The sequence below is a fragment of the Serratia sp. NFX21 genome (assembly GCF_048517035.1).
GTDB lineage: Bacteria > Pseudomonadota > Gammaproteobacteria > Enterobacterales > Enterobacteriaceae > Serratia > Serratia quinivorans.
The window spans coordinates 4,270,270-4,292,966 of record NZ_CP183196.1 but is presented as its reverse complement, the minus strand read 5'-3'; the positions used below and the strand labels follow the sequence as shown (position 1 = coordinate 4,292,966).

23 protein-coding genes are annotated in these 22,697 nt (G+C 53.5%); 13 read left to right on the top strand and 10 right to left on the bottom strand.

Features of this window, described 5'->3' with window-relative positions; translation table 11 throughout:
* Positions 1-41 precede the first annotated feature (41 nt).
* Together ACNT1W_RS20105 and ACNT1W_RS20100 are read left to right on the top strand one after the other, a co-directional pair.
* Positions 42-5,378, top strand: a complete 5,337-nt coding sequence (locus ACNT1W_RS20105; protein WP_419246056.1) for a DUF637 domain-containing protein — start codon at positions 42-44, stop codon at positions 5,376-5,378.
* Between the two features lie 9 nt (positions 5,379-5,387).
* Positions 5,388-5,753 (top strand): DUF596 domain-containing protein, encoded by a 366-nt coding sequence (locus ACNT1W_RS20100; RefSeq protein ID WP_112362989.1) that lies wholly within the window; start codon positions 5,388-5,390, stop codon positions 5,751-5,753.
* 76 nt (positions 5,754-5,829) lie between these two features.
* On the opposite strand, the gene speG is transcribed toward ACNT1W_RS20100, so the two are convergent.
* Entirely contained in the window at positions 5,830-6,384 is a 555-nt protein-coding gene (speG, locus tag ACNT1W_RS20095; RefSeq protein WP_012146239.1) for a spermidine N1-acetyltransferase, read from the bottom strand.
* 144 nt (positions 6,385-6,528) lie between these two features.
* Here speG and ACNT1W_RS20090 point away from each other — a divergent pair, with 144 nt between their 5' ends.
* Together ACNT1W_RS20090 and ACNT1W_RS20085 are read left to right on the top strand one after the other, a co-directional pair.
* Complete coding sequence (locus tag ACNT1W_RS20090) at positions 6,529-6,723, top strand: hypothetical protein (protein WP_012146238.1); 195 nt, start codon at positions 6,529-6,531, stop codon at positions 6,721-6,723.
* 3 nt (positions 6,724-6,726) lie between these two features.
* Entirely contained in the window at positions 6,727-6,996 is a 270-nt protein-coding gene (locus ACNT1W_RS20085) for a type II toxin-antitoxin system RelE/ParE family toxin (RefSeq protein ID WP_112362990.1), read from the top strand.
* A 50-nt stretch (positions 6,997-7,046) separates the two neighbouring features.
* Here ACNT1W_RS20085 and purN read toward each other — a convergent pair whose 3' ends face one another.
* Both purN and purM read right to left on the bottom strand, forming a co-directional pair.
* On the bottom strand, positions 7,047-7,685 hold the full coding sequence (gene purN, locus ACNT1W_RS20080) for a phosphoribosylglycinamide formyltransferase (RefSeq protein WP_012146236.1): 639 nt from the start codon (positions 7,683-7,685) through the stop codon (positions 7,047-7,049).
* Positions 7,685-8,722: a phosphoribosylformylglycinamidine cyclo-ligase gene (gene purM / locus ACNT1W_RS20075; RefSeq protein ID WP_115184932.1), complete on the bottom strand. Its 1,038-nt coding sequence runs from the start codon at positions 8,720-8,722 to the stop codon at positions 7,685-7,687. The genes purN and purM overlap by 1 nt, the downstream gene beginning before the upstream one ends.
* A gap of 255 nt (positions 8,723-8,977) precedes the next feature.
* Here purM and upp point away from each other — a divergent pair, with 255 nt between their 5' ends.
* Together upp and uraA are read left to right on the top strand one after the other, a co-directional pair.
* Entirely contained in the window at positions 8,978-9,604 is a 627-nt protein-coding gene (gene upp / locus ACNT1W_RS20070) for a uracil phosphoribosyltransferase (protein ID WP_017893631.1), read from the top strand.
* Positions 9,605-9,666: 62 nt separating this feature from the next.
* Positions 9,667-10,959, top strand: coding sequence for a uracil permease (gene uraA / locus ACNT1W_RS20065; protein WP_112362991.1), 1,293 nt, complete (start codon positions 9,667-9,669; stop codon positions 10,957-10,959).
* Positions 10,960-11,009: 50 nt separating this feature from the next.
* Here uraA and ACNT1W_RS20060 read toward each other — a convergent pair whose 3' ends face one another.
* Positions 11,010-11,258 carry a GlsB/YeaQ/YmgE family stress response membrane protein gene (locus ACNT1W_RS20060; protein ID WP_006316897.1) on the bottom strand — a complete coding sequence of 83 codons (249 nt, stop codon included), beginning with the start codon at positions 11,256-11,258 and terminating at the stop codon, positions 11,010-11,012.
* Between the two features lie 29 nt (positions 11,259-11,287).
* Positions 11,288-11,803, bottom strand: coding sequence for an E3 ubiquitin--protein ligase (locus tag ACNT1W_RS20055; RefSeq protein ID WP_419246055.1), 516 nt, complete (start codon positions 11,801-11,803; stop codon positions 11,288-11,290).
* Positions 11,804-12,031: 228 nt separating this feature from the next.
* Between ACNT1W_RS20055 and hda the strand changes: the two genes are divergently transcribed.
* The gene (hda, locus tag ACNT1W_RS20050; protein ID WP_026142482.1) at positions 12,032-12,733 is read left to right on the top strand and encodes a DnaA inactivator Hda; all 702 of its coding nucleotides are present in this window, start codon (positions 12,032-12,034) and stop codon (positions 12,731-12,733) included.
* A gap of 51 nt (positions 12,734-12,784) precedes the next feature.
* Here the strand turns inward: hda and arsC are convergent, their stop codons facing one another.
* Positions 12,785-13,138: an arsenate reductase (glutaredoxin) gene (gene arsC, locus ACNT1W_RS20045; protein WP_012146230.1), complete on the bottom strand. Its 354-nt coding sequence runs from the start codon at positions 13,136-13,138 to the stop codon at positions 12,785-12,787.
* Positions 13,139-13,158: 20 nt separating this feature from the next.
* On the bottom strand, positions 13,159-14,622 hold the full coding sequence (locus tag ACNT1W_RS20040; RefSeq protein ID WP_012146229.1) for a tetratricopeptide repeat protein: 1,464 nt from the start codon (positions 14,620-14,622) through the stop codon (positions 13,159-13,161).
* Positions 14,623-14,970: 348 nt separating this feature from the next.
* On the opposite strand from ACNT1W_RS20040, the gene ACNT1W_RS20035 reads away from it, so the two are divergent.
* Both ACNT1W_RS20035 and ACNT1W_RS20030 read left to right on the top strand, forming a co-directional pair.
* Complete coding sequence (locus ACNT1W_RS20035; RefSeq protein ID WP_115184054.1) at positions 14,971-15,513, top strand: RrF2 family transcriptional regulator; 543 nt, start codon at positions 14,971-14,973, stop codon at positions 15,511-15,513.
* A 147-nt stretch (positions 15,514-15,660) separates the two neighbouring features.
* Entirely contained in the window at positions 15,661-16,869 is a 1,209-nt protein-coding gene (locus ACNT1W_RS20030) for an NAD(P)/FAD-dependent oxidoreductase (protein ID WP_368459666.1), read from the top strand.
* A gap of 41 nt (positions 16,870-16,910) precedes the next feature.
* Here the strand turns inward: ACNT1W_RS20030 and ACNT1W_RS20025 are convergent, their stop codons facing one another.
* The gene (locus tag ACNT1W_RS20025; RefSeq protein ID WP_419246054.1) at positions 16,911-17,372 is read right to left on the bottom strand and encodes an Lrp/AsnC family transcriptional regulator; all 462 of its coding nucleotides are present in this window, start codon (positions 17,370-17,372) and stop codon (positions 16,911-16,913) included.
* 193 nt (positions 17,373-17,565) lie between these two features.
* Here ACNT1W_RS20025 and ACNT1W_RS20020 point away from each other — a divergent pair, with 193 nt between their 5' ends.
* Both ACNT1W_RS20020 and ACNT1W_RS20015 read left to right on the top strand, forming a co-directional pair.
* Positions 17,566-18,183, top strand: a complete 618-nt coding sequence (locus ACNT1W_RS20020; protein WP_012146225.1) for a LysE family translocator — start codon at positions 17,566-17,568, stop codon at positions 18,181-18,183.
* A gap of 167 nt (positions 18,184-18,350) precedes the next feature.
* Positions 18,351-19,421, top strand: coding sequence for an AI-2E family transporter (locus tag ACNT1W_RS20015; RefSeq protein ID WP_017893624.1), 1,071 nt, complete (start codon positions 18,351-18,353; stop codon positions 19,419-19,421).
* A 49-nt stretch (positions 19,422-19,470) separates the two neighbouring features.
* Here the strand turns inward: ACNT1W_RS20015 and bcp are convergent, their stop codons facing one another.
* Positions 19,471-19,935, bottom strand: coding sequence for a thioredoxin-dependent thiol peroxidase (bcp, locus tag ACNT1W_RS20010; protein ID WP_012146223.1), 465 nt, complete (start codon positions 19,933-19,935; stop codon positions 19,471-19,473).
* A gap of 2 nt (positions 19,936-19,937) precedes the next feature.
* The gene (locus tag ACNT1W_RS20005; RefSeq protein ID WP_197724626.1) at positions 19,938-20,543 is read right to left on the bottom strand and encodes a glycine cleavage system transcriptional repressor; all 606 of its coding nucleotides are present in this window, start codon (positions 20,541-20,543) and stop codon (positions 19,938-19,940) included.
* Between the two features lie 110 nt (positions 20,544-20,653).
* On the opposite strand from ACNT1W_RS20005, the gene dapA reads away from it, so the two are divergent.
* Positions 20,654-21,535 carry a 4-hydroxy-tetrahydrodipicolinate synthase gene (dapA, locus tag ACNT1W_RS20000; RefSeq protein ID WP_012146221.1) on the top strand — a complete coding sequence of 294 codons (882 nt, stop codon included), beginning with the start codon at positions 20,654-20,656 and terminating at the stop codon, positions 21,533-21,535.
* A 16-nt stretch (positions 21,536-21,551) separates the two neighbouring features.
* The gene (bamC, locus tag ACNT1W_RS19995) at positions 21,552-22,604 is read left to right on the top strand and encodes an outer membrane protein assembly factor BamC (RefSeq protein WP_012146220.1); all 1,053 of its coding nucleotides are present in this window, start codon (positions 21,552-21,554) and stop codon (positions 22,602-22,604) included.
* Positions 22,605-22,697 lie beyond the last annotated feature (93 nt).

Below are 22,697 nucleotides of genomic sequence, written 5' to 3'. Positions count from 1 at the left end.
GTAGGCGCCTGAAAACCAATGTCCTTTCAAAGGAGTGAAGAGTGGATAAACTTAATCACCCGCTGGCGCGCGGCGCCAGCTATTTGCTGATCTATCTGACGGCACTGCAGCCGTTGCACCCGGCCTTCGCCGCCGGCATCAACGCCGCCAACGGCAATACCCAGGTTCAACAGGGCAACGTGCCGGTAGTTAATATCGCCACGCCAAACGGTGCCGGCATCTCGCACAACAGCTATCAGGATTTCAATGTCGCCGCGCCCGGCGCGGTGTTGAACAACGCCACCGCCGCCGGTCAGTCGCAGTTGGCCGGGCAGTTGAGTGCCAACGGCAATCTCAAAGGCAAGGCCGCGGAGCTGATCATCAACGAAGTCACCGGGGGCAGCCGTTCCGAGCTGCAGGGCAAGCTCGAGGTGTTCGGCAATAAGGCCAACGTGATGATAGCCAACCCCAACGGCATCAGCTGCGACGGCTGCGGATTTATCAATGCGCCGGGCGTTACGTTGACCACCGGCAAACCGCAATTCGACAAGCAGGGTGCGCTGGAAGCGCTGGAGGTCAAAAAAGGTGCAGTCACCATCGGTGGAAAAGGCCTGGACGGTTATAGCGCCGACTATGTTGACATCATCAGCCGCGCCACCGAAGTGAATGGACAAATCAACGCCAACAGCCTGTCTTTGACCCAAGGTGCCAACCGCATTAGTTTTAAAGACGGCACCATCAAGCCGATCGCCGGCGAAGGCGCAAAACCAGTGCTGGCGGTGGACACCAAGGCGCTGGGTGGCATGTACGCCAACAAGATCCGCCTGGTGGCCAATGAGGATGGGGTCGGGGTTAACCTGAAAGACCTTATCACCAATCAGCGTGACATTACGCTGAACGTGAACGGTAAAATCACCCTTAACGGCACCACGCGCAGTAAGACCGACCTTAACGTCAGCGCGAAAGAGCTGCTTGTGGCGCCATGGAGCGTGGTACAGGCGGATCAGGACGCTACGCTGGCCAGCCAAACGCTGACAAACGCCTGGCAAATTACCGCCAGCCGCGATATTCGCGTTTTCAGCGATACGGTGCGTAACGTGGGCGCCGACGCCAAAATCCATGCCAATCGCAATCTGTGGATCCAGAAGGATGCGCAGGGCAACAAGGCTAACCTGGTTGAAAACCGCTCCGCGACCATCAAGACTAATAGCGGTGATTTGGTGATACGAACTGAACGCTTGAATAACGTTGTTGATAAGTTTGTCATGGGGGAGCATCCGGATAAAATCGATGAAGAGGGCATGCGGCTTTTTGGTGAGATATATAATGCACGAAAAACGGGGAATATTCGTGACCGGAATGATGTTTATAATAATGACCTGAAGGTTACAAACGATTATTTCAAGATTGAATGCAGTGACGGGTGGGAGTGTATTGCGGGTATATACACTCCTCGGGATGTTTGGATAAATAATGAAACAAAGAAAAAATTTGTTCAAGGGGTGTCAGCCGCAGGTCGCATTGATGCTGGCGCTAATTTGTATGCGAACGCATCCTCGCTCTATAATCATTTAAGTGAAATTCGTGCTAATAAAGATATTATTCTGACAGGGGATGATTTAACTCTGAATAGCCAGGCTATTGGCTCACTCAGAACTTATACTCGCTTTACTCCAGATACGGATGCATATAGAGAATATAAAGAGATTGGTTGGATCTTTCCTCCTTTGAGTTTTATTCGTGCCGACGGAACAACCCAAGCTTGGAATAATGAAGGACACATCAATTCAGTCATTGCCGCCGGGGGGAATCTGGTTGCTGATTTTAAAAGCACCATTAACTTTGATACTGCACTCCCTTATGATCCTACCCGAACTCAAGATGTCGGTATTGTTCCACGTGCAAAGACCGTCAACGCGAATAACATCGTGATGCATGCCAATAATATTTATATTACAGATGGCGTTGGTGCACGTAACGACTTGACCATCCAGGCGGACAATCAGGTCAACCTTGGCCAGGCCGAATTGTCTGCCGGTAGAGAGCTATCGATAACGGCTATTAACAATATCGACGCTTGGCAAAGCCGGCTTCAGGGTACGCAGGTTAATTTAATCAGCCGCTCAGGAGATATCAAAAGCCATTCAGCAATAACCACTCGCTATTTTCATCCCGATGGCAACGTGGCATTTGCCAACATCACTGCCAATGACCTGATGGTGAACGCAGGAAAAAACATCTTACTGAATGACACCGAACTGCATGTTGGCTGGAACATCACTGGTATGGCAGGTAAAAGTTTCACGATCTTCAATAATGATCGTTTATTACCTCCGTCTGCTCTACTCAACAGTACGGAACGTGTCTCCGGTCAGCAGCATTTTAATCGGGCGTTTGCCGCATCTGGCAAGGCAGAGGTGAGAGAAAACATCACGATTATCGCCGGTGAAAATATTGACCTACCGGGAACCTATCTGAAAGCAACATTGGATATGGTGCTGAACGCAGGAAAAAGCGTTCTTCTCGGGCTAAGAACGGTTAATCCAAACTATAGCCATTATTTTAGTTCATCCCGAACGCCCGAATTGCGAGCTAGCGTCAACGGTATGCGCAGTCTGCAGATTTCTGCGGGGCAGGATGTCGCCGCACCGGGGGCTTATCTTTATTCGGACGGTAATGTCACCGCCTATGCCGGCCGCAATCTCTGGCTGGGTTCGCAGGGATATTCGTATCTTGATGCTACCAACGATAATAACAGGGACGATCGCCACCTAACCACTTTTGTGGGTGCAGGGAAAAACTTGACGTTGGCGTCGAATGGGGAGCTGTCGGCCAGTGGAGCCGCATTGTTGTCTGGTGCGGATATGGCATTGAGCACAGGCGGCAACATGCGTTTTGACGCGGTGCAAAATTACACCTATCGGGACGGTGGCAACGAGTATACGGAAAGCCTGGCTCAACAAGGCAGTGAACTCAGCGCGGGCGGTCTGATGACCGTTATTTCCAACGGCAGTATCTTGTTCCAGGCCACTAAATTGACGGCTAAAGGGGCGTTGGATGTGGCCGCTAAAGGCGGGTATCTCTATGCCCAGGCGATGGAGGAATCCAGCCACTACGAAAAGAAAGAGGTTAAGCGCAAGTGGTGGGGTAAAAAAACCGAGGTTAAGCAAACCCGTCACGACGTTGTCAATAAGGTCACCGAGTTTTCTGCCGGCGGTGATATCAACCTATTGAGCCGTGACGACAGCACCTATGAAGCCAGTAAAATTGCGGCTGGGCAAAATGCCCGATTGACCAGCACGCAGGGCAAAGTCAATTTCCGTGCAGTGAAAAATACCAGCTTTGAACAAACGGTTACGTCTTCTAAAGGATTTTATATTACTCAGTCCAACCGGGGATATGAGGAAAACAAGTGGGTATTGCCGAGCATTTATACTGGCGGCGGACTCACGGTTGATGCCGCCAAAGGCGTCAGCGCCGACGTGAAGGCAAAAAATGGCCAGGTGCTGCAAAGTGCAATTAACGCGATGGGCAACACAGCGGGTACTACATGGCTGAAAGATCTGAACAAGCGTGGTGATGTACAGTGGAACATGGTCAAGGATGCCTATGACAGTTGGGACTATAAAAGCCAGAGTCTGAACCCGGCAGTAGCGGCAGTGATTGCGATTGCTGCGGCGGCGGTAACTGCGGGCAGTTCATTGGCAGCAATGGCTGCCGCAAATGTTGGTGGTGGTATTGCCGGTGGTGCGGTGACTGCGGGTATGTCCTCGCTGGCATCCCAGGCGGCGGTCGCGATTGTCGAAAATAAAGGCAATATGTCAAAAGCGTTGCGCGCATTGGGGAATAGCGACACGGTAAAAGCGACGGCGACCTCCATGGCGATTGGTGGGGCGTTGAGCGGTTTCGATTCGGCAATGGGGTGGGATAAGGCGGCCAACGGAACGCCAAATAATCCGAACGATGTCAAACTGCCACAACTGAGTAATCAGGACTGGAGCAAGGTGGCGCAACGGGTGGCGGGGCAGTCGGTCATCAGTTCGAGCCTCAACACCACCATCAACGGCGGCAGCTTTAAAGACAATCTGACTAACGCCTTGTTGGCCAATATCGGTAGTCAGATTAATGCCGAAGGGGCGAAGCTGATTGGTGATAACGGGGAGGTATTGGGTGTCGTCGGTAAATCTGTCAGCCATGCAGTGGTTGCCGGCGTAGCGGCTGAAATCGGACGTGGTGACGGCAAGGGCGCGGCGGCCGGGGCGCTGGCGGCGGAGCTGGCTGGCGTTATTATGCAAAGCACGTTGTTCGAACCGGCCAACCTCAATGAAAAAGAACGTCAGCTGCTGCGTCTGCAGGAGGCGATGAATGGCAACGAGGTTAAAGAGCAAACGGCACGTGTTATCGGTGCGCTGACCGGTGCTTTGACTACCCATACGCCAGAAGGGGCTTACAGCGCTGCGGACAGTGCGCAATCTGTCTACCGTTACAACATGACGGAACATATGTTGCTGCAGTATGCGCTGGATAATCAGAAAGATATTTTGGCCGCTGATAAAGGCGATGTTGCTGCGGCAAAACGTGTTGTGGCTCGCCGAGAAGCTGCCGCAATAGTGGCGACCGTTGGTGGCGGCGGTCTGGTACTTACTGCGGGGGGGATGACGCTGGTGGGAGCTGCGCCAGAATTAGTTCTGGCGGCACGATTGGCGATTGCCGGTTGCAAAACCAACCCCGCGCTTTGCCTGAACCAGGCCGGAATTTTTGCCGCAGACATTGTGGCACCGGAGGCCATAATTGGAACGGGAGCCGTCACTACCGGCAGCACGCTGATCTTGGGGAAAACCGAGGATAGCGTGAAGAAGCTAACGCAGCAGTTGGTGAAGACTTCTGATGAGTTGTATAAAACAAAAACCTTCAATGCTCAACCGGTCGCAGATTTCATCAAGGGCGAAACGGCTGAGGGTGCCAATCTGTCGACCAAAACGGCGAATTACCTGCGGGATATTCAGAAAACCAACACAGATCAGTTGGTCAAGCTTTTCGATAAAACGGAGGTAGATGGCAAGGTAAATGTTTTTGGAAAATCAATACAGCAAGTTTTAGGTGATGGTGGGAGTAACAAAAAAGGAACAACAAAAGTTTTTGCGTCCGAGACGCTAACAGATAAGGAAATCTATGATTATGCTCAGTCACTTACTGGAGGTCTTCCCCTTAAAGAGGTAAGAAACTCGAAAGGGGTTGTTTACTTTGCTAAGTTTGATGGGAAAATAGTCAATTTAAGAAACTACTCTTCAAGTTCGCAAGAGTCGAAAGCTCGATGGACCATTGATATTATAGGAAATAAGAATATAAATACAATGTCTAAACTTTCTGATAATAAGTTTGAAATAAAATTTAGATAGGTGATTTCTATGCTGACAGAAGAACAATATAAAAATAGAAAAGAGACTCTTGAAGGCGCATCAATGGTGACTATATGGGAGAATATTCATCCAGATAGCATCTCTGGGGAAATAACTCTTTCTTTTAACGAAGAAAAAGAGTTGTTTTTATGGTTTATTGAACGTCTTATGCATGATGGGAAAGTAAAACTTGGCAGTGACGGCCTGTTTTTAACTGGAAGTATAAAAGAGCAAATAGATAGATTTCGTGTTAATTTCCCCAATACCCCTGAAGATATGGAGCATGGGGCTTTCAATGGTTATTGGTTCTTATCTGATGCTTGTTCTGCGGGTATTGTCTGGATCCATGATGATGGATATCAAGACTGGACCTGATTTTCTTTCGTCATATTAACGACAAGTAAGGGCCGATAAGTTCCTCATAAAAAACCCGCTTTCGCGGGTTTTTTGCTTACTTCACCAGAGGCTTATCGCTGGCAGCGGTTTTGAATTTTGCCATGTACTGCGGCTGGAAGATGCACATGCGCAGCACGGTGCGGTATTCGCCGTTAACGAAGAATTCGTCAATCAGCTCACCTTCTACCTCGAAGCCCAGCTTGCTGTAAATGTGGATCGCCTTCGGGTTCTCTTTGTCGACGATCAGGTACAGCTTGTACAGGTTCAGTACCGAGAAACCGTAATCCATCGCCAGCTTGGCGGCGATAGTGGCGTAACCTTTACCCTGATGAGTCGGATCAATAATGATCTGGAATTCCGCGCGGCGGTGGATGTGGTCGATCTCCACCAGTTCCACCAGCCCGACTTTGGCGCCCTGGTGTTCGATAATAAAGCGGCGTTCGCTCTGGTCGTGGATGTGCTTGTCGTACAGGTCGGAAAGCTCAACAAAGGCTTCGTAGGGTTCTTCGAACCAATAGCGCATCACGCTGGCGTTGTTGTCCATCTGGTGGACGAACGTCAAATCATCCCGTTCCAGTGGGCGTAGCTTGACGTTGGTAGGGCTGGACATGGGGATTCCTTATGTCGTGGAGGGTACCAATGATAATACTGCACAATACATTATGGTCAGGATGAAGGCCTGAGTCGCGTATTTTTTCGTAAACAAAGCCGTTATACTGCCTGAAATATAGACAACTCAGAGAGGACGTATTCCATGGCGATAAAACCTCCACTTTCTACCTTGCCGGTGCTGGGTTCGGCCGAACAAACAGAGAGCTACGATCGGTGGTATCGGGCCAAGGTTGAATCAGCCATTAACAGTGAGCAGCCAAGAATTCCGCACGAACAGGTGATGACTGAACTGCAAGCTCGTTTAGCAGCAAAGAAAAAATTGCGCAAAATGGGATGATCAATGCGGATAGAATGGAGCAGTGAAGCTCAGGAAGAGCTATGGAGCATTATTGATTATATTGATGACAGAAATCCGCGGGCTGCGCGAAAATTGCAGCACGAAATCGAAGCGGTAGTCCTTTCTCTGCCGTTAAACCCCTTAATGCATCGTTTGGGTAGGGTAGATAATACGCGTGAAATTGTCGTCCATCCCAACTACCTGATTGTTTATAGAATCATCGGGCATATAGAAGTTCTTAGTGTTATTCACGCCAAGCGGGAATATCCGTGAATAAAAAACCCCGGCTGAAAGCCAGGGTTTGAAGAAACTCAAGATGCATTTTAGTCCGCCGCATGCCCTTGTTCGGGCAGGCGCTTGCCATCGAGCCAGGCCGCGTTATCGCGCATCGCCAACCGACCTTCGACAAACCAGTTCACCACCAGCGGATAAATCAGGTGTTCCTGTGTTTGCACTCGTTCGACTACCTCATCCTCCTCGTCACCGGGGAAGATCGGCACCTTGGCTTGCAAAATGACCGGGCCGCCGTCGAGCTGTTCGGTCACGAAGTGCACCGAGGTGCCGTGTTCGCTGTCACCGTTGTCGATGGCTTGCCGGTGGGTGTGCAACCCAGGGTATTTTGGTAGCAGGGAAGGGTGAATGTTCAGCATGCGTCCAGCGAAGTGCTGCACGAACTGCGGGCTGAGAATGCGCATATAACCCGCCAGCACCACCAAATCCGGTTGATACTGGTCAATGGCTTCTGCCAGCGCGACGTCAAACGCCGCACGGTCGGCATAGGCCTTGGCATCCAGCGCATGGGCGGCAATGTCTGCCGCTTGCGCACGTTGCAGGCCATAAGCCTGCGCCCGGTTGCTGAATACCGCCACAATTTCGGCGGCAATCCGGCCCTGCTGGCAGGCATCAATCAGCGCCTGGAGATTACTCCCCTGGCCGGAGACCAACACCACGATCTTTTTCATCAGTTGATGACCACTTGTTGTTCGTCAGAAGAAGCGGTCAGTTTACCGATCTTCCACGCTTTTTCACCGGCTGCGGTCAACAATGCGATGGCGGATTCAACCGATTCTTCCGGCAGAGCGATCACCATGCCCACGCCACAGTTAAAGGTGCGGTACATTTCGTGACGGCTGACGTTACCGGTTTGCTGCAGCCAGTTGAAGACGGCCGGCCACTGCCAGCTGGATTCGTCGATCACCGCCTGCATGCCTTCCGGCAGTACGCGTGGGATGTTTTCCCAGAAGCCGCCGCCGGTCAGGTGAGCGATAGCATGCACGTCGATTTTCTCGATCAGCTCCAGTACGGATTTCACATAAATTTTGGTTGGTGCCAGCAGATGGTCAGCCAGTGGTTGGCCTTCCAGAACTGTAGTGGTTGGGTCGGTGTTGCTGACTTCCAGAATTTTGCGCACCAGCGAGTAACCGTTGGAGTGCGGGCCGGAAGCGCCGAGGGCGATCAGGGCATCGCCGGACTGCACCTTGCTGCCGTCGATGATTTCGGATTTCTCGACCACGCCGACGCAAAAGCCGGCCACGTCGTAATCTTCGCCATGATACATGCCTGGCATTTCGGCGGTTTCACCGCCCACCAGCGCACAACCGGACTGCTTACAGCCCTCGGCGATACCGGTGATCACGCTGGCCGCGGTGTCCACGTCCAGCTTGCCGGTCGCGAAGTAATCCAGGAAGAACAGCGGCTCAGCGCCCTGTACCACCAAATCGTTCACACACATTGCAACCAGATCGATGCCGATGGTGTCGTGTCGTTTCAGGTCCATCGCCAGACGCAGCTTGGTGCCTACGCCGTCGGTACCGGAAACCAGTATCGGCTCGCGGTATTTCTGCGGCAACGCACACAGGGCGCCAAAACCGCCCAGACCACCCATGACTTCAGGGCGGCGGGTCTGTTTAACTACACCTTTGATGCGGTCTACCAATGCATTGCCAGCATCGATATCGACACCTGCGTCTTTATAGCTGAGAGAGGTTTTGTCGGTCACTGCGCGATCCCCACGACGGTTTGCGGTTTGAAAACTGTGCATCCGGCATTGATTCCGGACTAAGGCGCGGCAATTCTAACAGCGCAGGCAAACGTTTGCGAGTGGCTTGTGAACCAGCTCCGATTTTTCGTCATCTATACTGTTATTCAATCTTTTGTTGATCCCGATCGGGCTATTGTGGGTGGCGCAGTCGGCAAAAGGAGGTATAATCCGGCGATTTTTTTGGCCGTCAACCACCTTAATAGGAGAAAAATGATGAAGATCGTTGAGGTGAAACACCCGCTGGTGAAACACAAGCTTGGTCTGATGCGTGAAAATGACATCAGCACCAAACGCTTCCGTGAGCTGGCTTCGGAAGTGGGTAGTTTGCTGACCTATGAAGCGACCGCCGATCTGGAAACGGAGAAAGTGACCATCGATGGCTGGTGTGGTCCGGTTGAAATTGACCAGATTAAAGGGAAAAAAATTACCGTCGTACCTATCCTGCGTGCCGGTCTGGGCATGATGGAAGGGGTATTGGAAAACGTTCCTAGCGCGCGCATCAGCGTGGTTGGCGTTTACCGTGACGAAGAAACCCTGGAGCCGGTACCTTATTTCCAAAAGCTGGTTTCCAACATCGAAGAGCGTCTGGCGCTGGTGGTTGACCCGATGCTGGCGACCGGTGGCTCGATGATCGCCACTATCGATCTGCTGAAGAAAGCCGGCTGCAACAGCATCAAGGTGCTGGTACTGGTCGCGGCACCGGAAGGTATCGCTGCGCTGGAGAAAGCGCACCCGGACGTCGAACTCTACACTGCTTCTATCGATCAATGCCTGAATGACAAGGGCTACATCGTGCCGGGCCTGGGTGATGCGGGCGATAAGATATTTGGTACCAAATAAAAATTGAAGCCGACGATGAGTCGGCTTTTTTTTGACCGGAAAATAATTAGAGGAAAAACCCCATGACACGTCGCGTCATCGGCGTCAGTGAACGCCCGCCGCTACTGCAGACCATTCCGCTCAGCTTCCAGCATCTGTTCGCCATGTTTGGTGCAACCGTGCTGGTGCCAATCCTGTTCAAGATCAACCCGGCGACGGTGTTGCTGTTTAACGGCATCGGCACGCTGCTGTATCTGTTTATCTGCAAGGGCAAGATCCCTGCCTATCTCGGTTCCAGCTTTGCCTTTATCTCCCCGGTACTGTTGCTGCTGCCATTGGGTTATGAAGTGGCGTTGGGCGGATTTATCATGTGTGGGGTGCTGTTTTGCCTGGTGGGGCTGCTGGTCAAAAAAGCCGGTACCGGCTGGCTGGACGTGATATTCCCGCCGGCGGCGATGGGGGCGATTGTCGCGGTTATAGGTCTGGAATTGGCGGGCGTGGCGGCCAATATGGCGGGCCTGCTGCCAGCCGACGGCGTCAGCGCGGACACCACGACCGTAACCATTTCGCTGGTGACGCTGGGCGTGACGATCCTCGGCTCAGTGCTGTTCCGCGGTTTTCTGGCAATTATCCCGATATTGATTGGTGTGCTGGTGGGTTATGCGCTGTCGTTCTTTATGGGCGTGGTGGATTTAACCCCGATCCGTGAAGCGCACTGGTTTGCACTGCCGACTTTCTACACGCCACGTTTTGAATGGTTTGCCATCTTTACCATCCTGCCCGCGGCGCTGGTGGTGATCGCCGAGCACGTCGGCCATCTGGTGGTGACAGCCAATATCGTGAAAAAAGATTTGCTGCGTGACCCTGGTTTGCACCGTTCCATGTTTGCCAACGGTATCTCGACGGTGATCTCCGGCTTCTTCGGCTCAACGCCAAATACTACCTACGGTGAGAATATCGGCGTGATGGCCATTACCAAGGTTTACAGCACCTGGGTGATTGGTGGTGCGGCGGTTCTGGCGATCCTGCTTTCCTGCGTTGGCAAGTTGGCGGCGGCCATTCAGGCGGTGCCGGTGCCGGTAATGGGCGGTGTATCTCTGCTGCTGTACGGGGTGATCGGCGCGTCCGGTATTCGCGTGCTGATTGAATCCAAGGTGGATTACAACAAGGCACAGAACCTGATCCTGACTTCGGTGATCCTGATTATCGGCGTCAGCGGGGCCAAGGTGCATATCGGAGCCGCCGAGCTGAAAGGTATGGCGTTGGCGACCATTGTTGGCATCGGTCTCAGCCTGCTGTTTAAGGTGATCAGCCTGTACCGCAAGGAAGAGGTTGTGCTCGAAGAGCCGGATGAAACCACCGAACAGAAAAAATGAATAAAAAACGGGCAGCCCATGAGCTGCCCGTTTTATTAATGTGCCAGGAATTAGCTGCGGATTTTACGGTAAACAAACAGCACCACGATGGCACCAATCACTGCCACCACGAAGCTGCCGAAGTTGAAACCGTCCACTCTGCCGTAGCCAAAGAAGGTGCTGATATAGCCCCCAACCACGGCGCCGACAATACCCAACACTATGGTCAGGATAAAACCACCACCGTCTTTGCCCGGCATGATCCACTTGGCTAAAATACCGGCGATCAGGCCGAAGATGATCCAGGAAATAATTCCCATTGACTGCTCCTTTCTTTGATATCAACTAATTATTGTTGTGTCGCCGGCTGAGTACTGTTTGCTCCTGCAGCATCGGCATCACTTTTTAATTCTTCTGCTTTATTCTCAGCGCTATTTTTAATCGCTTCGGTTTTCGCTTTCGCCTGTTCGGTCAGGCTGTTGGCACCATTAATGGCGTCGTTCTTAATGGCTTTGGCCTGATCGACCAACTGCTGGCTTTGTTTGCTGGCGTCGTCTTTGATGGCATCAGCCTTGGCTTTGGCATCATTGGTGATGGCATCCGCCTGCTTGCTGGCATCGTCTTTAATCGCCGAGGCCCTGTCTTTAAGCTGGTCCGCCTGAGTGGTAGCCTCTTTCTTGATGTCCTTGGCCACGGCAGCGGCTTTATCGGTCAGATCGTCCGCTTTTTTCTGGGCGGCGTCTTTCATTTGCTCTGCGCTGTCTTTGGCTTTTTCAAGATTGGCGTCGACCTTGGATGAGTCATCACAACCGGCAAGCACTAGCCCAATGAGTGAAGCCAAAAGCACTTTATTCCATACTTTCATCGTCTATATCCTTGTAGAAACCTTGTTTATGGTAACTGCGTTTCGCCTTTCTATACTAGGATAAGTCTTGGATAAAATACAAATTTTACCCATGCTGCCCTTGGGGAGCTTGGCTTTCTCAGGCGCCTTTGTTCACTATTACGGCATAAAATCCTGCCGGTTCAACAGAGCCCGCTTTCTGTGGTAGACTTACCGCGTTTTCCTGCCAGTTTTGGTTGAGGTGCTTTTCTGAATACGCCGGCACAGCTTTCACTGCCACTTTATCTTCCCGATGATGAAACTTTTGCCAGTTTTTATCCGGGGGAGAACCCATCCCTATTGAGCGCGATCCAGTCTGCCGTTCGTCAGGAACATGGCAGCTATATCTATTTCTGGTCACGCGAGGGTGGTGGGCGCAGCCACCTGTTGCATGCGTCCTGCGCGGAGCTTTCGCTGCGTGGCGAGGCCGTAGGCTATGTGCCACTGGATAAGCGAGCTTATTTCGTGCCTGAAGTATTGGATGGCATGGAGCAGCTGGCCCTGGTGTGTATCGATAATATCGAATGCATTGCCGGTGACGAAGAGTGGGAAATGGCCATCTTCAATCTCTACAACCGCATTCTGGAAACCGGCCGTACGCGACTGTTTATTACCGGCGATCGCCCGCCACGCCAATTGAATCTCCATTTGCCCGATCTGGCTTCACGCCTGGACTGGGGGCAAATCTACAAGTTACAACCACTGTCGGATGAAGAGAAACTGCTGGCGCTGCAACTACGCGGCAAACTGCGCGGCTTTGAATTGCCGGAAGACGTGGGCCGTTTCCTGTTGAAACGCCTGGATCGCGAAATGCGCACGCTGTTTATGACGCTGGATCAACTCGATCATGCCTCCATCACCGCCCAGCGCAAGCTGACCATCCCGTTTGTGAAAGAGATCCTGGGGTTATAACAGCTTCACTTCGAAAATTTTGGGCACCATAATCAGTGCCCACTATCACGTTTACAGAATCTCCAGCACCTGCTCCGGCGGCCGGCCGATACGCGCCTTGTTGCCGTTAACCACAATAGGGCGTTCGATCAGCTTCGGATTCGCCACCATGGCCGCTAACAACTGGGCTTCGCTCAGGCTTTCATCCGCCAGTTTCAATTCCTTGTACAGATCTTCTTTTTTGCGCATCAGCTCGCGTGCCGAGGTGAAACCCAGTTCCTTCAACAGTTTTTTCAACTGATCCACCGAGGGTGGCGTCTCCAGGTACAGCACCACTTCAGGGGTTACGCCATGCTGTTCCAGCAGCGCCAGGGTTTCGCGGCTCTTGGAGCAGCGCGGGTTGTGGTAAATAGTGACGTTTTTCAATTAACTCATCCTTTTCAAAATCAGCTGCGCTGGTACTGGCGGAAACGCTCCTGCAATTGGCGCAACTGGTCGATGCGCGCATCATAGCGCGCCTGTTTCAGACTGCCGAGTTTTTGCAATGAACTGGCATTGCTGAGCAGGCCTATGGCCTGATCGAGACGGCCGGTTAGCGCCAGGCTTTCAGCGCGGGCGGAAAGTTCTTCATCGCGCAACCCCTGCGCGGCGCTGGCCTGGGCCAGCAGATCCCAGGCATTGGGATCGTCAGGGTGGGCGAAGGTATAACGGTTAAGAATTTTGGATGCCTGAGCCGGCTGGTTGCCTTCAACATAGGCGTTAGCCAGGTTGAGCTGCAGCACCGGATTGTTGCTTTGGGCCGCATTGGCGGCCTGCAGACGAGCGATAGCCTGCGGCGCACGTTTCTGACCGAGGTCGATGTCGGTCATCAGGTCGAGCAGCCAGACGTTTTTTGGATCTTGCGTCAGAAGTGGCTGAATGATGTTACGGGCGTCGTCATATTTCTTCGCCTCATAGAACAAAATGGCGCGGCCATACTTGGCGGCGGCCTGCTCACGGATATTGCCTTTGCTGTAGGTATCGAGCAGTTCTTCGCGCAGCCCGTAACCTTCGGAGCTGTACATCCCCAGAGAACGCACTTTGGCCATCAGGTAATCCTGGGTGGACTGCACCAGATGCTTGGGCATCTGGTTGGCGCGGTTGCGTGCGTCAGACAGGCGGCTGTCAGGCAATGGGTGGGTCAGCAGCATTTCCGGTGGTTTAGACGCGTAGCGCGACTGGTCAGACAGTTTTTGCAAGAAGTCAGGCATGGCTTCCGGATCAAATCCGGCACGTTGCAATACCTGAATGCCGATGCGGTCGGCTTCCTGTTCGTTCGACTGGGTAAAACTGATCATGCCCTGTTGGGTACCGGCCAGGGTACCGCTGAGCGCCGCCATGCCCATGGTAGGGTTGGCCATCGCCAGCAGGATTGAACCGAGGGCACCGACCCAGGTCAGCGGGGCATTGCGTTGCTGGTCTTCCATCGCCCGCGCCAGGTGGCGTTGGGTCACGTGCGAGATTTCATGCGCCAGCACCGAAGCCAGCTGGCTTTCGTTGTCGGTTTCGCGGAACAGGGCGGAGTGCAGCACTACGTTGCCGCCGAAGAAGGCGAAGGCGTTGATTTCGTCGTTACGCACCAGATAGAAATGGAATGGCGTACGCACCGAATAGGCGCTTGCCACCAGCCGGTTGCCCAACTGGTTAATATATTGAGTCAGCAACGGGTCATTGATCAGCGGTGCGCTGGCACGAAGCTGACGCACGTAAAAATCCCCCATGGCCATTTCCTGGCCAATGCTTAGGGTACCGCCCGCAGAGGTGCCCATATCCGGCAGTTGATCCTGGGTTTCCGCCAGCACCGGCGCCGTGGCGTTGAGCGTGCCAAGCAACAGTACTGCAATCGCTGTTTTGGTCAACCGGGTGGTCATAGTCAGGCGTTTCCCTTAAATAGTCATTTCTAAGACGTCAGCATCACCTAAGAGTTCTTGTTCCCTGCCGGACTCGCCAAAACAATCAGTGCGAAAGCGTGTTAGCTCACAAAAATGCACGCGTTGTGGCGGCCGGTTGGCAGTTAACATCATAGTCAGCCGGATGCGACAATGAAACTTCTGTTCGGCAATATTCGACCAGAAATGCTTTATTTTTCATTTCTCAATATTGCCATTCGGGTCATTAGATTAAACGAAGACAAAGTTTGTCCGTGTTTTAATTGACAGGATAAACGTGGACTAATATAGTCTGTGTTATTGAATTCATAGGTGCACCTCAAATCCAATATGGCTTACATCACTACCAGCGTTGAATATGGCATTCACTGCCTGCTTTGGTTAGTCGGCGATAATCAGCGCGCGCTCAGCAGCCGTGAACTTGCCGAACTGCAGGGGATCTCACCGAGTTTTCTGGCCAAAATTTTCCCCAAGTTGGAGAAAGCGGGGATCGTCGCCGCGAGCGAAGGCGTACGCGGCGGCTATCGGCTGGCCCGTCCGGCCGATGAAATCACTTTCCTGGAGATCATCGATGCGATTGAAGGGCACAAGCCGTTGTTCGATTGCCAGGAAGTACGCGGCCGTTGCGCGGTGTTTGACGACAACCCACCCGACTGGGCGCTGTCCGGCAAGTGTGCGATCCATGCAGTGATGCTGCAGGCCGAAAAGGCCATGCGCGATGCACTGGCGGTACAAACTCTGGGGGCCGTCGCCACCCGCTTCGGGCGCAAGGCGCCAGAGGGTTTCTTTGGTGAGGTCAACATCTGGATGGATGAACGAATGAGCGAACGTACCACCCGCAGCGGCAAATCGGCCCGCACCAAGCCTAAATAACGTCTCAGCAGTTTCTCTGATTCTTTTTCCCGCCTGTGTACCACAGGCGGTAGCCCTTCTGCACCCTTTTAACAGGCAGCGGAACGGCGCCACTCGCCTGGAAAATAGTACGGGCATCTGATTAAACCTGTAGGAAGGAGTTATTCCATGACGCAAAAAATAGTGATCGCCGGTTCTGGTTTTGCTGGTTTTTGGGCTGCAGTTTCCGCCATGCGAGCGATAGTGCAGGCCGGTAAGGAAGAGGAGATCGAAGTCACGATGGTTTCGCCGACGCCGAATGTCACCATTCGTCCACGCTTGTATGAAGCGGTGCTGGAGAACATGAGCCCGGATATCTCGGCACAGCTCGCCGCTATTGGCGTTCGCCATTTGGCCGGTTTGGTTGAGCAGATAGACAGCGAAAACCAGACGCTGGTGGTGGAAAACGCAGAGGGGAAAAAGCTCCAGCTGGATTATGACCGTTTGGTTCTGGCGACCGGTAGCCAGCTTTCTGTTCCACCGGTTGCCGGTTTCGCCGAGCATGGGTTCAATGTGGATACGCTGCAAAGCGCACAACGACTGGATGCGCATTTGAAGGCATTGGCGGCACAACCGGAAACCCCGGCGCGTAACACCGTGGTGGTGGTGGGCGGTGGGCTAACCGGGTTGGAAAGCGCCGCCGAAATGCCAATGCGCCTGCGTGCCATTCTGGGCAGCGAAGCGAACATCCGCGTGGTGATTGTTGATACTGCGGCGGAAGTGGGGGCGGGTATGGGGGCCGAACCTGGCGTGGTGATCCGACAAGCATTGGAAGAATGCGGCGTTGAGCCACGGGCCGGGATGCGCGTGACGGCGATCGATGCTGACAGCGTCACGCTGTCGAGCGGTGAGCGTATTGCAGCCAACACGGTGATATTGGCCGCCGGTGTACGGGCACATCCTTTGGTCGCTCAAATTCCGGGTGAGCGCGACGGCTCTGGCCGCATTGTCGGCGATGCCTTCTTGCATGCGCCGGCGGCGGCTGGCGTTTTCGTTACCGGAGATACGGTCAAGGCAGCGACCGACGCGTTGGGCAACCATAATCTGATGACCTGCCAGCATGCGATGAGCCTGGGACGCGTCGCCGGGCACAATGCCGCAGCGGAACTGGTGGGATTGCCGCTGCACCCTTATAGCCAACCCAAGTATGTGACTTGCCTCGATCTCGGTGCCTGGGGTGCGCTTTACACCGAAGGCTGGGATCGTCAGGTGCTATTCACACGTGCAGAGGGCAAAAAGATCAAACAGGAAATCAACACCCAGTGGATTTACCCACCGGCAGCGGATCGCGATGCTTTGTTTGCCGTCGCCAATCCAGATTTTGTGATTGTGCCTTAAGGCTTGAGTCACTACTCACGGGAGCGGAAACGCTCCCGCCGTTATTTTCCCATCGGCAAGAAAGAGCGCTCCGGCACCACGGTTTTCATCACCAGCGTGGAGCTGAGGCGCTGAACGCCGGGCAGGGCAGAGAGCTTCTCGTCATACAGCTGCTGGAAAGCGGGCAGATCGCGGGAGATCACATGCAGCAGGTAGTCTGGGTCACCGAACAGCCTTTGCGCCTGAACCACCTGAGGAATATCGGTCATCGCATCCTCAAAGGCGGCTACGGCATGGCGATCGCCTTCTCTCATGGTGACGAAAACCAATGCGGAAAAGTTAAACCCCAGGCTGGTGGGTTCAAGCTGGGCGCGATAGCCCCTGATCACCCCTGATTCTTCCAGAGCCTTCACCCGACGATGGCAGGGCGAAACGCTAAGCCCGACACGTTCGGCCAGTTCGGTGACAGAAAGTCGCCCATCCGTTTGTAGTTCGGCAAGAATTTTGCGTTCTATCTTATCCATTTAGAAAAATTTCCCAAAATTTGTAGTTTTCAGGCAAGTCATTGGCAGCACATTTTAACGCCCTAAAGATATTCTTTCCAATAATTAAGCGGCCGGGGCCGATCGCACTTAACGCGGTTTGCAGGCCCTATGATGAGGAAAGTCAGGTGAAAATACGCATAACAGAACAATCTCGGCAGTGGGGCGATCTGTCATGACGCTGGCCATTTTTGCCGCCTTCTGGGCAGTTTCGATTCTGTTTGTCATCACGCCGGGCATGGATTGGGCATACGTGATATCGGCGGGTATACGCGGCAGGGTGGTAGTACCGGCAGTCGCCGGATTACTGTTTGGGCATCTGCTGGCGATTGTGGTAGTGGCGGCCGGTGTCGGCGTGTTGGTTGCCGGTAACCCGCTGATCCTGACGGGGCTTACCGTCGTGGGTGCAACCTACCTGCTGTGGATAGGTATCAATCTGTTGCTGAATCCTCCGGTCCCCAGTTCCGCCGAGAAACAGAGCTCAGATTCATGGATGCGCTGGGCAGGCAAAGGAATTTGCATCAGTGGCATGAATCCAAAGGTCTTTTTGTTATTTCTGGCCCTGTTGCCGCAATTCACCGATCCACATGCCCTGTGGTCGATTCCGATGCAGATCCTGGCACTCGGCCTGCTGCATCTGGTCAGTTGTGGGCTGGTTTATCTGCTGGTGGGTTATGGTTCGCAGTCAGTATTACAGACGCGCCCGCAGGCGGCCCGGGTTGTCAGCCGCATCTCCGGTATCGCGATGACCCTCATCGCCGTTGTCTTGTTAGCCGAGCAGGCGCTTAAATGAGGGCGAATATTTAGAATGATTCGACAGTGATAGCTGGATGGCAAATGGCCGGCATGGTACAACGATACGCTTGAACCCCGGTTAATACCGGGGGAGTAATAAGTTAAAAAATATCCCACCACAGGAACCGCAATGCCTGCCAGTCAAACCTCTAGGAGCACTCTCTGATGCTGGAGATGTTATTACAGTGGTACCGTCGTCGTTTTACCGATCCGCAGGCCATCGCGCTGTTGGTGATCCTGGTTGTCGGCTTCCTCATCCTCTATTTTCTGCATGGCATTCTGACCCCACTGTTGGTGGCGATAGTGCTGGCGTACCTGCTGGAGTGGCCGACCGCACGGCTGCAACGTATCGGTTGTTCGCGTAACTGGGCGGCGAGCATGGTGATGATTATGTTTGCCGGCATCGCAATGCTGCTGGTGTTTGTGGTGGCGCCGACCGCGTGGCAGCAGGGCATTAACCTGATGACCGATCTGCCGGGGATGCTCAATCAGTTCTATAACTTTGCTGCGACGCTGCCGAAGCGTTATCCGGCGCTGGTGGATGCCGGCATCATCGATATGATGGCGGAAAACCTGCGTGGACGTCTGTCGGGCATGGGTGAGTCGGTAGTGAAATTCTCACTGGCTTCTCTGGTCGGGCTGCTGACCCTGGCGATTTACCTGATCCTGGTGCCGATGATGATGTTCTTCCTGCTGAAGGACAAAGAGCAGATGCTCAACGCGGTACGCCGTGTGTTGCCGCGTAATCGCGGGCTGGCCGGACAGGTATGGATCGAGATGAATCAGCAGATCACCAACTATATTCGCGGCAAGGTGCTGGAGATGGTGATTGTCGGCGTCGCGACCTATCTGGTGTTCGTGGTGCTGGATATGCGCTATTCGCTGCTGCTGGCGGTGTTGGTCGGTTTCTCGGTGCTGATCCCCTATATCGGTGCGGTGCTGGTGACCATTCCGGTGGTGGTAGTGGCGATGTTCCAATGGGGTGTCGGTGCCGACTTCTGGACGCTGATCGTCGCCTATCTGGTGGTGCAGGGGCTGGATGGGAATTTGCTGGTGCCGATTCTGTTCTCTGAGGCGGTTAATCTGCATCCGCTGGTGATCATTTTGTCGGTGATTATTTTCGGCGGATTGTGGGGGTTCTGGGGCGTGTTCTTCGCTATCCCGTTGGCGACCCTGGTGAAGGCGGTGATCCACGCCTGGCCGGACGAACTGCGGGTGGAAACGGAAGCGGAATAAGCGGGAAAACCGAAGCGCAGCAGGATCAGGTTGCTGCGCTTCGGTTCAATTATTGCTGCAGATAGCTCAGAACGATGTCGTGATGATTGGTGGTCTTGAAATCATCAAACACTTTTTCAACCTTGCCTTTGCCGTCGAGCAGGAAGCTGATGCGGTGAATACCATCATAGGTTTTGCCCATAAAGGTTTTCTCACCCCAAACGCCGAACTGCTGCGCTACCTGATGATCCTCATCAGATAACAACGTGAAGTTTAACAACTCTTTCTCGGCAAAACGCGACAGCTTCTCTGGTTTATCCGTGCTGATGCCCAGAACTTCGACACCTGCTTTTTTCAGTTCATCCATGTTATCCCGCAAACCACAGGCCTGTACGGTACAGCCCGGCGTCATCGCCTTGGGATAAAAATAAACCAGTACTCGTTGTCCCTGGAAGTCGGCCAGATTAATTTCCTCACCGTCCTGGTCAGGCAAACTAAAGTTTGGCGCTGTGTCACCGGCTTTCAATGGGGTCATCACTACTCTCCATCTTTCTCATCATGCTGTGGATAGTTCACAACGCTAATACTGCCTTGTGCTTTCAATTCTGTACATAGGCGATGAAAGGCTTGCTCAATATTTGATGCATCGGCGTTGCCAGGGCTGTGTGCGGTGATCTGGATATGAAGCTGGGGCGGCAGGTCGCTTTCTGCCGGTTGGGTGCGCGACACCAGCTCGGCAATGTTCATCTGGCTGGAGTGGAACAGATCGGTAAAACGCTCAATGATGTGCGGGGAGTCCTTGACCTCAACCTGCACCCACACCGTAGCCGGCATCGGCGGCCTCTCGTGCGAGTTGGTGCGCTTCATCACAATCAGCAGTTCCAGCTCCGCCCCTTTTTGCGGCAGGGTAGATTCAATCAGGGTTATGGCGTTCCAGCTACCGGAAAGCAGCATGATGAACGTGAACTCCTCACCCAGCATGGCCAGACGGCTATCTTCGATATTGCATCCGCAACTGCTGACGTGGCGGGTGATGGCATTGACGATCCCGGGGCGGTCGGTACCGAGCGCGGTAATCACGAGATAGTGTTCATCTGGCTTAGGCAAAATGGGGCTTCCTGTCGTGCACAATGGGGTTACCATGGTAAACATAAAAAAAACCGCCTGCCAAGCGCTTACAACACCGTTGTTTGCTTGCTTTTGGATAGGCAGCAAAAGTACCATGAGTGACTTGTTTGTGGAGGGGACGGCCAATGTTTACGGGAAGTATAGTTGCACTGGTTACGCCGATGGACGACACAGGTGCTGTCGATCGCGCGAGCCTAAAAAAATTGATTGATTATCATGTAGCCAGTGGAACTGCGGCCATCGTTTCCGTAGGGACTACCGGCGAGTCTGCAACGCTTGCCCATGACGAGCACGTTGACGTGGTATTGCAGACGCTGGAACTGGCCGCAGGCCGTATTCCGGTGATCGCCGGTACCGGCGCCAACGCCACCGCCGAAGCCATTTCGCTGACCCAGCGCTTCGAAAATAGCGGCGTAGTGGGTTGCCTGACGGTCACGCCTTACTACAATAAACCGACTCAGGAAGGGCTGTATCAGCACTTCAAGGCCATTGCCGAAAGCACCGCACTGCCACAAATCCTCTATAACGTGCCTTCTCGCACCGGGTGTGACATGCTGCCGCCGACGATTGCGCGCCTGGCAAAAATCAAGAATATTGTTGCTGTTAAAGAGGCAACAGGGAACTTAAGTCGTGTAAGTCAGATCCAAGTGCTGGTTGATGATGAAGATTTCATTTTGCTGAGCGGCGATGACGCCAGCGGTCTGGATTTCATGCAACTGGGTGGCAAGGGCGTGATTTCCGTGACGGCCAACGTGGCCGCACGTGAAATGGCGCAACTTTGCGCGCTGGCAGCACAGGGCAACTTTGCTGAGGCACGCCGCTTAAATCAACGCTTGATGCCGTTGCATCAGGATTTGTTTGTAGAAGCAAACCCAATTCCGGTGAAATGGGCCTGTAAGGCATTGGGATTGATGGCAACCGATACGATGCGTCTGCCTATGACGCCGTTGACCGACGCTGCCCGTCCGGTAGTGGAACGCGCGTTGAAAAGCGCCGGTTTGCTGTAACTCTAAGGGAAATTTGATGGTTTATTCATTGCAAAAGTCGACGGTAGCAAAAGTCGTGGGTATTTCGCTGGTTATGATGCTGGTCGGTTGTACCACCGACCAACGCTACAAACGCCAGGTTAGCGGCGATGAGTCTTACCTCGACGCGTCGGTGCTCAAGCCACTGAACGCACCCGCAGGTATGATCCTGCCGGTGCAAAGCGGTAATTATGATGTTCCGGCCACCACGCTGAAAGGCGGCGTCGGCAAGCAACTGGATATTCGTCCGCCGGTACAGCCACTGGCATTGCTGAGCGGTTCACGCGCGCAATATGCCGGCGACAGCGGTACGTTGCTGCTTGAAAACAGCCCGCAGAACCAGAACCTGTGGTCACGCGTTACCAGCATGCTGCAAGCGAAAAACATTGCGATCGCCTCACGTCAGGACGCTACTCAGACCCTGACTACCGACTGGGTGAAGTGGAACCGTCTGGATGAAGACAACCAGTACGAAGGCCGCTACCAGATCAGCGTACAGCAGCAGGGTTACCAGCAGGCGCTGGTAGTGAAAACCGTCGGCCTGCAGCAGCAGGGTAAAACCGATCAGGTGACCGACCCGTCTGAAGTGCAGCGCTACAACGGCATGATGATGAACACCATCGTCGAAGGCCTGGACAAGCAGGACAACCTGGCGAGCAACCAGTCGGCTAACCGTTTCGGCGCGCTGGACGTGCAGAGCGGCGCGGATGATACCGGCCTGCCAATGTTGGTCGTGCGTGGTCCGTACACCGTAGTGTGGGATCGCCTGCCGGCGGCGTTGGAAAAACTGGGGATGAAAGTGGGTGACCGCAGCCGTCCGCAGGGTACCGTCGCCGTGACCTACAAATCCCTGAGCAGCAGCGACTGGGATGCGTTGGGCGTCAAGGATCCTGAACTGAAAGAAGGCGATTACAAACTGCAGGTCGGTGACTTGAACAACCGTTCCAGCCTGCAATTTATCGATCCTAAAGGGAAGCCATTAACCCAGTCGCAAAACGACGGCTTGGTTGCGGCCTTCCAGTCAGCATTCAGTAAAACCAGCGTCAAATAACGGAAAAGGGGCTACGGCCCCTTTTTTCTTTGTTCAATACGGTATCGTTTGCGTCACGGATTTGGCACAATAGACCCCATCATCCTTGCAGCG

Coding starts and splice junctions, on each gene's coding strand:
- speG (WP_012146239.1), bottom strand. CDS start 6,384: ATGTCCAGCCCTACCAACGTCAAGCTACGCCCACTGGAACGGGATGAT.
- ACNT1W_RS20090 (WP_012146238.1), top strand. CDS start 6,529: ATGGCGATAAAACCTCCACTTTCTACCTTGCCGGTGCTGGGTTCGGCC.
- bamC (WP_012146220.1), top strand. CDS start 21,552: ATGGTTTATTCATTGCAAAAGTCGACGGTAGCAAAAGTCGTGGGTATT.
- dapA (WP_012146221.1), top strand. CDS start 20,654: ATGTTTACGGGAAGTATAGTTGCACTGGTTACGCCGATGGACGACACA.
- ACNT1W_RS20030 (WP_368459666.1), top strand. CDS start 15,661: ATGACGCAAAAAATAGTGATCGCCGGTTCTGGTTTTGCTGGTTTTTGG.
- bcp (WP_012146223.1), bottom strand. CDS start 19,935: ATGACCCCATTGAAAGCCGGTGACACAGCGCCAAACTTTAGTTTGCCT.
- ACNT1W_RS20005 (WP_197724626.1), bottom strand. CDS start 20,543: ATGGTAACCCCATTGTGCACGACAGGAAGCCCCATTTTGCCTAAGCCA.
- ACNT1W_RS20085 (WP_112362990.1), top strand. CDS start 6,727: ATGCGGATAGAATGGAGCAGTGAAGCTCAGGAAGAGCTATGGAGCATT.
- ACNT1W_RS20035 (WP_115184054.1), top strand. CDS start 14,971: ATGGCTTACATCACTACCAGCGTTGAATATGGCATTCACTGCCTGCTT.
- ACNT1W_RS20055 (WP_419246055.1), bottom strand. CDS start 11,803: ATGAAAGTATGGAATAAAGTGCTTTTGGCTTCACTCATTGGGCTAGTG.
- uraA (WP_112362991.1), top strand. CDS start 9,667: ATGACACGTCGCGTCATCGGCGTCAGTGAACGCCCGCCGCTACTGCAG.
- upp (WP_017893631.1), top strand. CDS start 8,978: ATGAAGATCGTTGAGGTGAAACACCCGCTGGTGAAACACAAGCTTGGT.
- ACNT1W_RS20015 (WP_017893624.1), top strand. CDS start 18,351: ATGCTGGAGATGTTATTACAGTGGTACCGTCGTCGTTTTACCGATCCG.
- purN (WP_012146236.1), bottom strand. CDS start 7,685: ATGAAAAAGATCGTGGTGTTGGTCTCCGGCCAGGGGAGTAATCTCCAG.
- ACNT1W_RS20060 (WP_006316897.1), bottom strand. CDS start 11,258: ATGGGAATTATTTCCTGGATCATCTTCGGCCTGATCGCCGGTATTTTA.
- ACNT1W_RS20100 (WP_112362989.1), top strand. CDS start 5,388: ATGCTGACAGAAGAACAATATAAAAATAGAAAAGAGACTCTTGAAGGC.
- ACNT1W_RS20040 (WP_012146229.1), bottom strand. CDS start 14,622: ATGACCACCCGGTTGACCAAAACAGCGATTGCAGTACTGTTGCTTGGC.
- ACNT1W_RS20025 (WP_419246054.1), bottom strand. CDS start 17,372: ATGGATAAGATAGAACGCAAAATTCTTGCCGAACTACAAACGGATGGG.
- ACNT1W_RS20020 (WP_012146225.1), top strand. CDS start 17,566: ATGACGCTGGCCATTTTTGCCGCCTTCTGGGCAGTTTCGATTCTGTTT.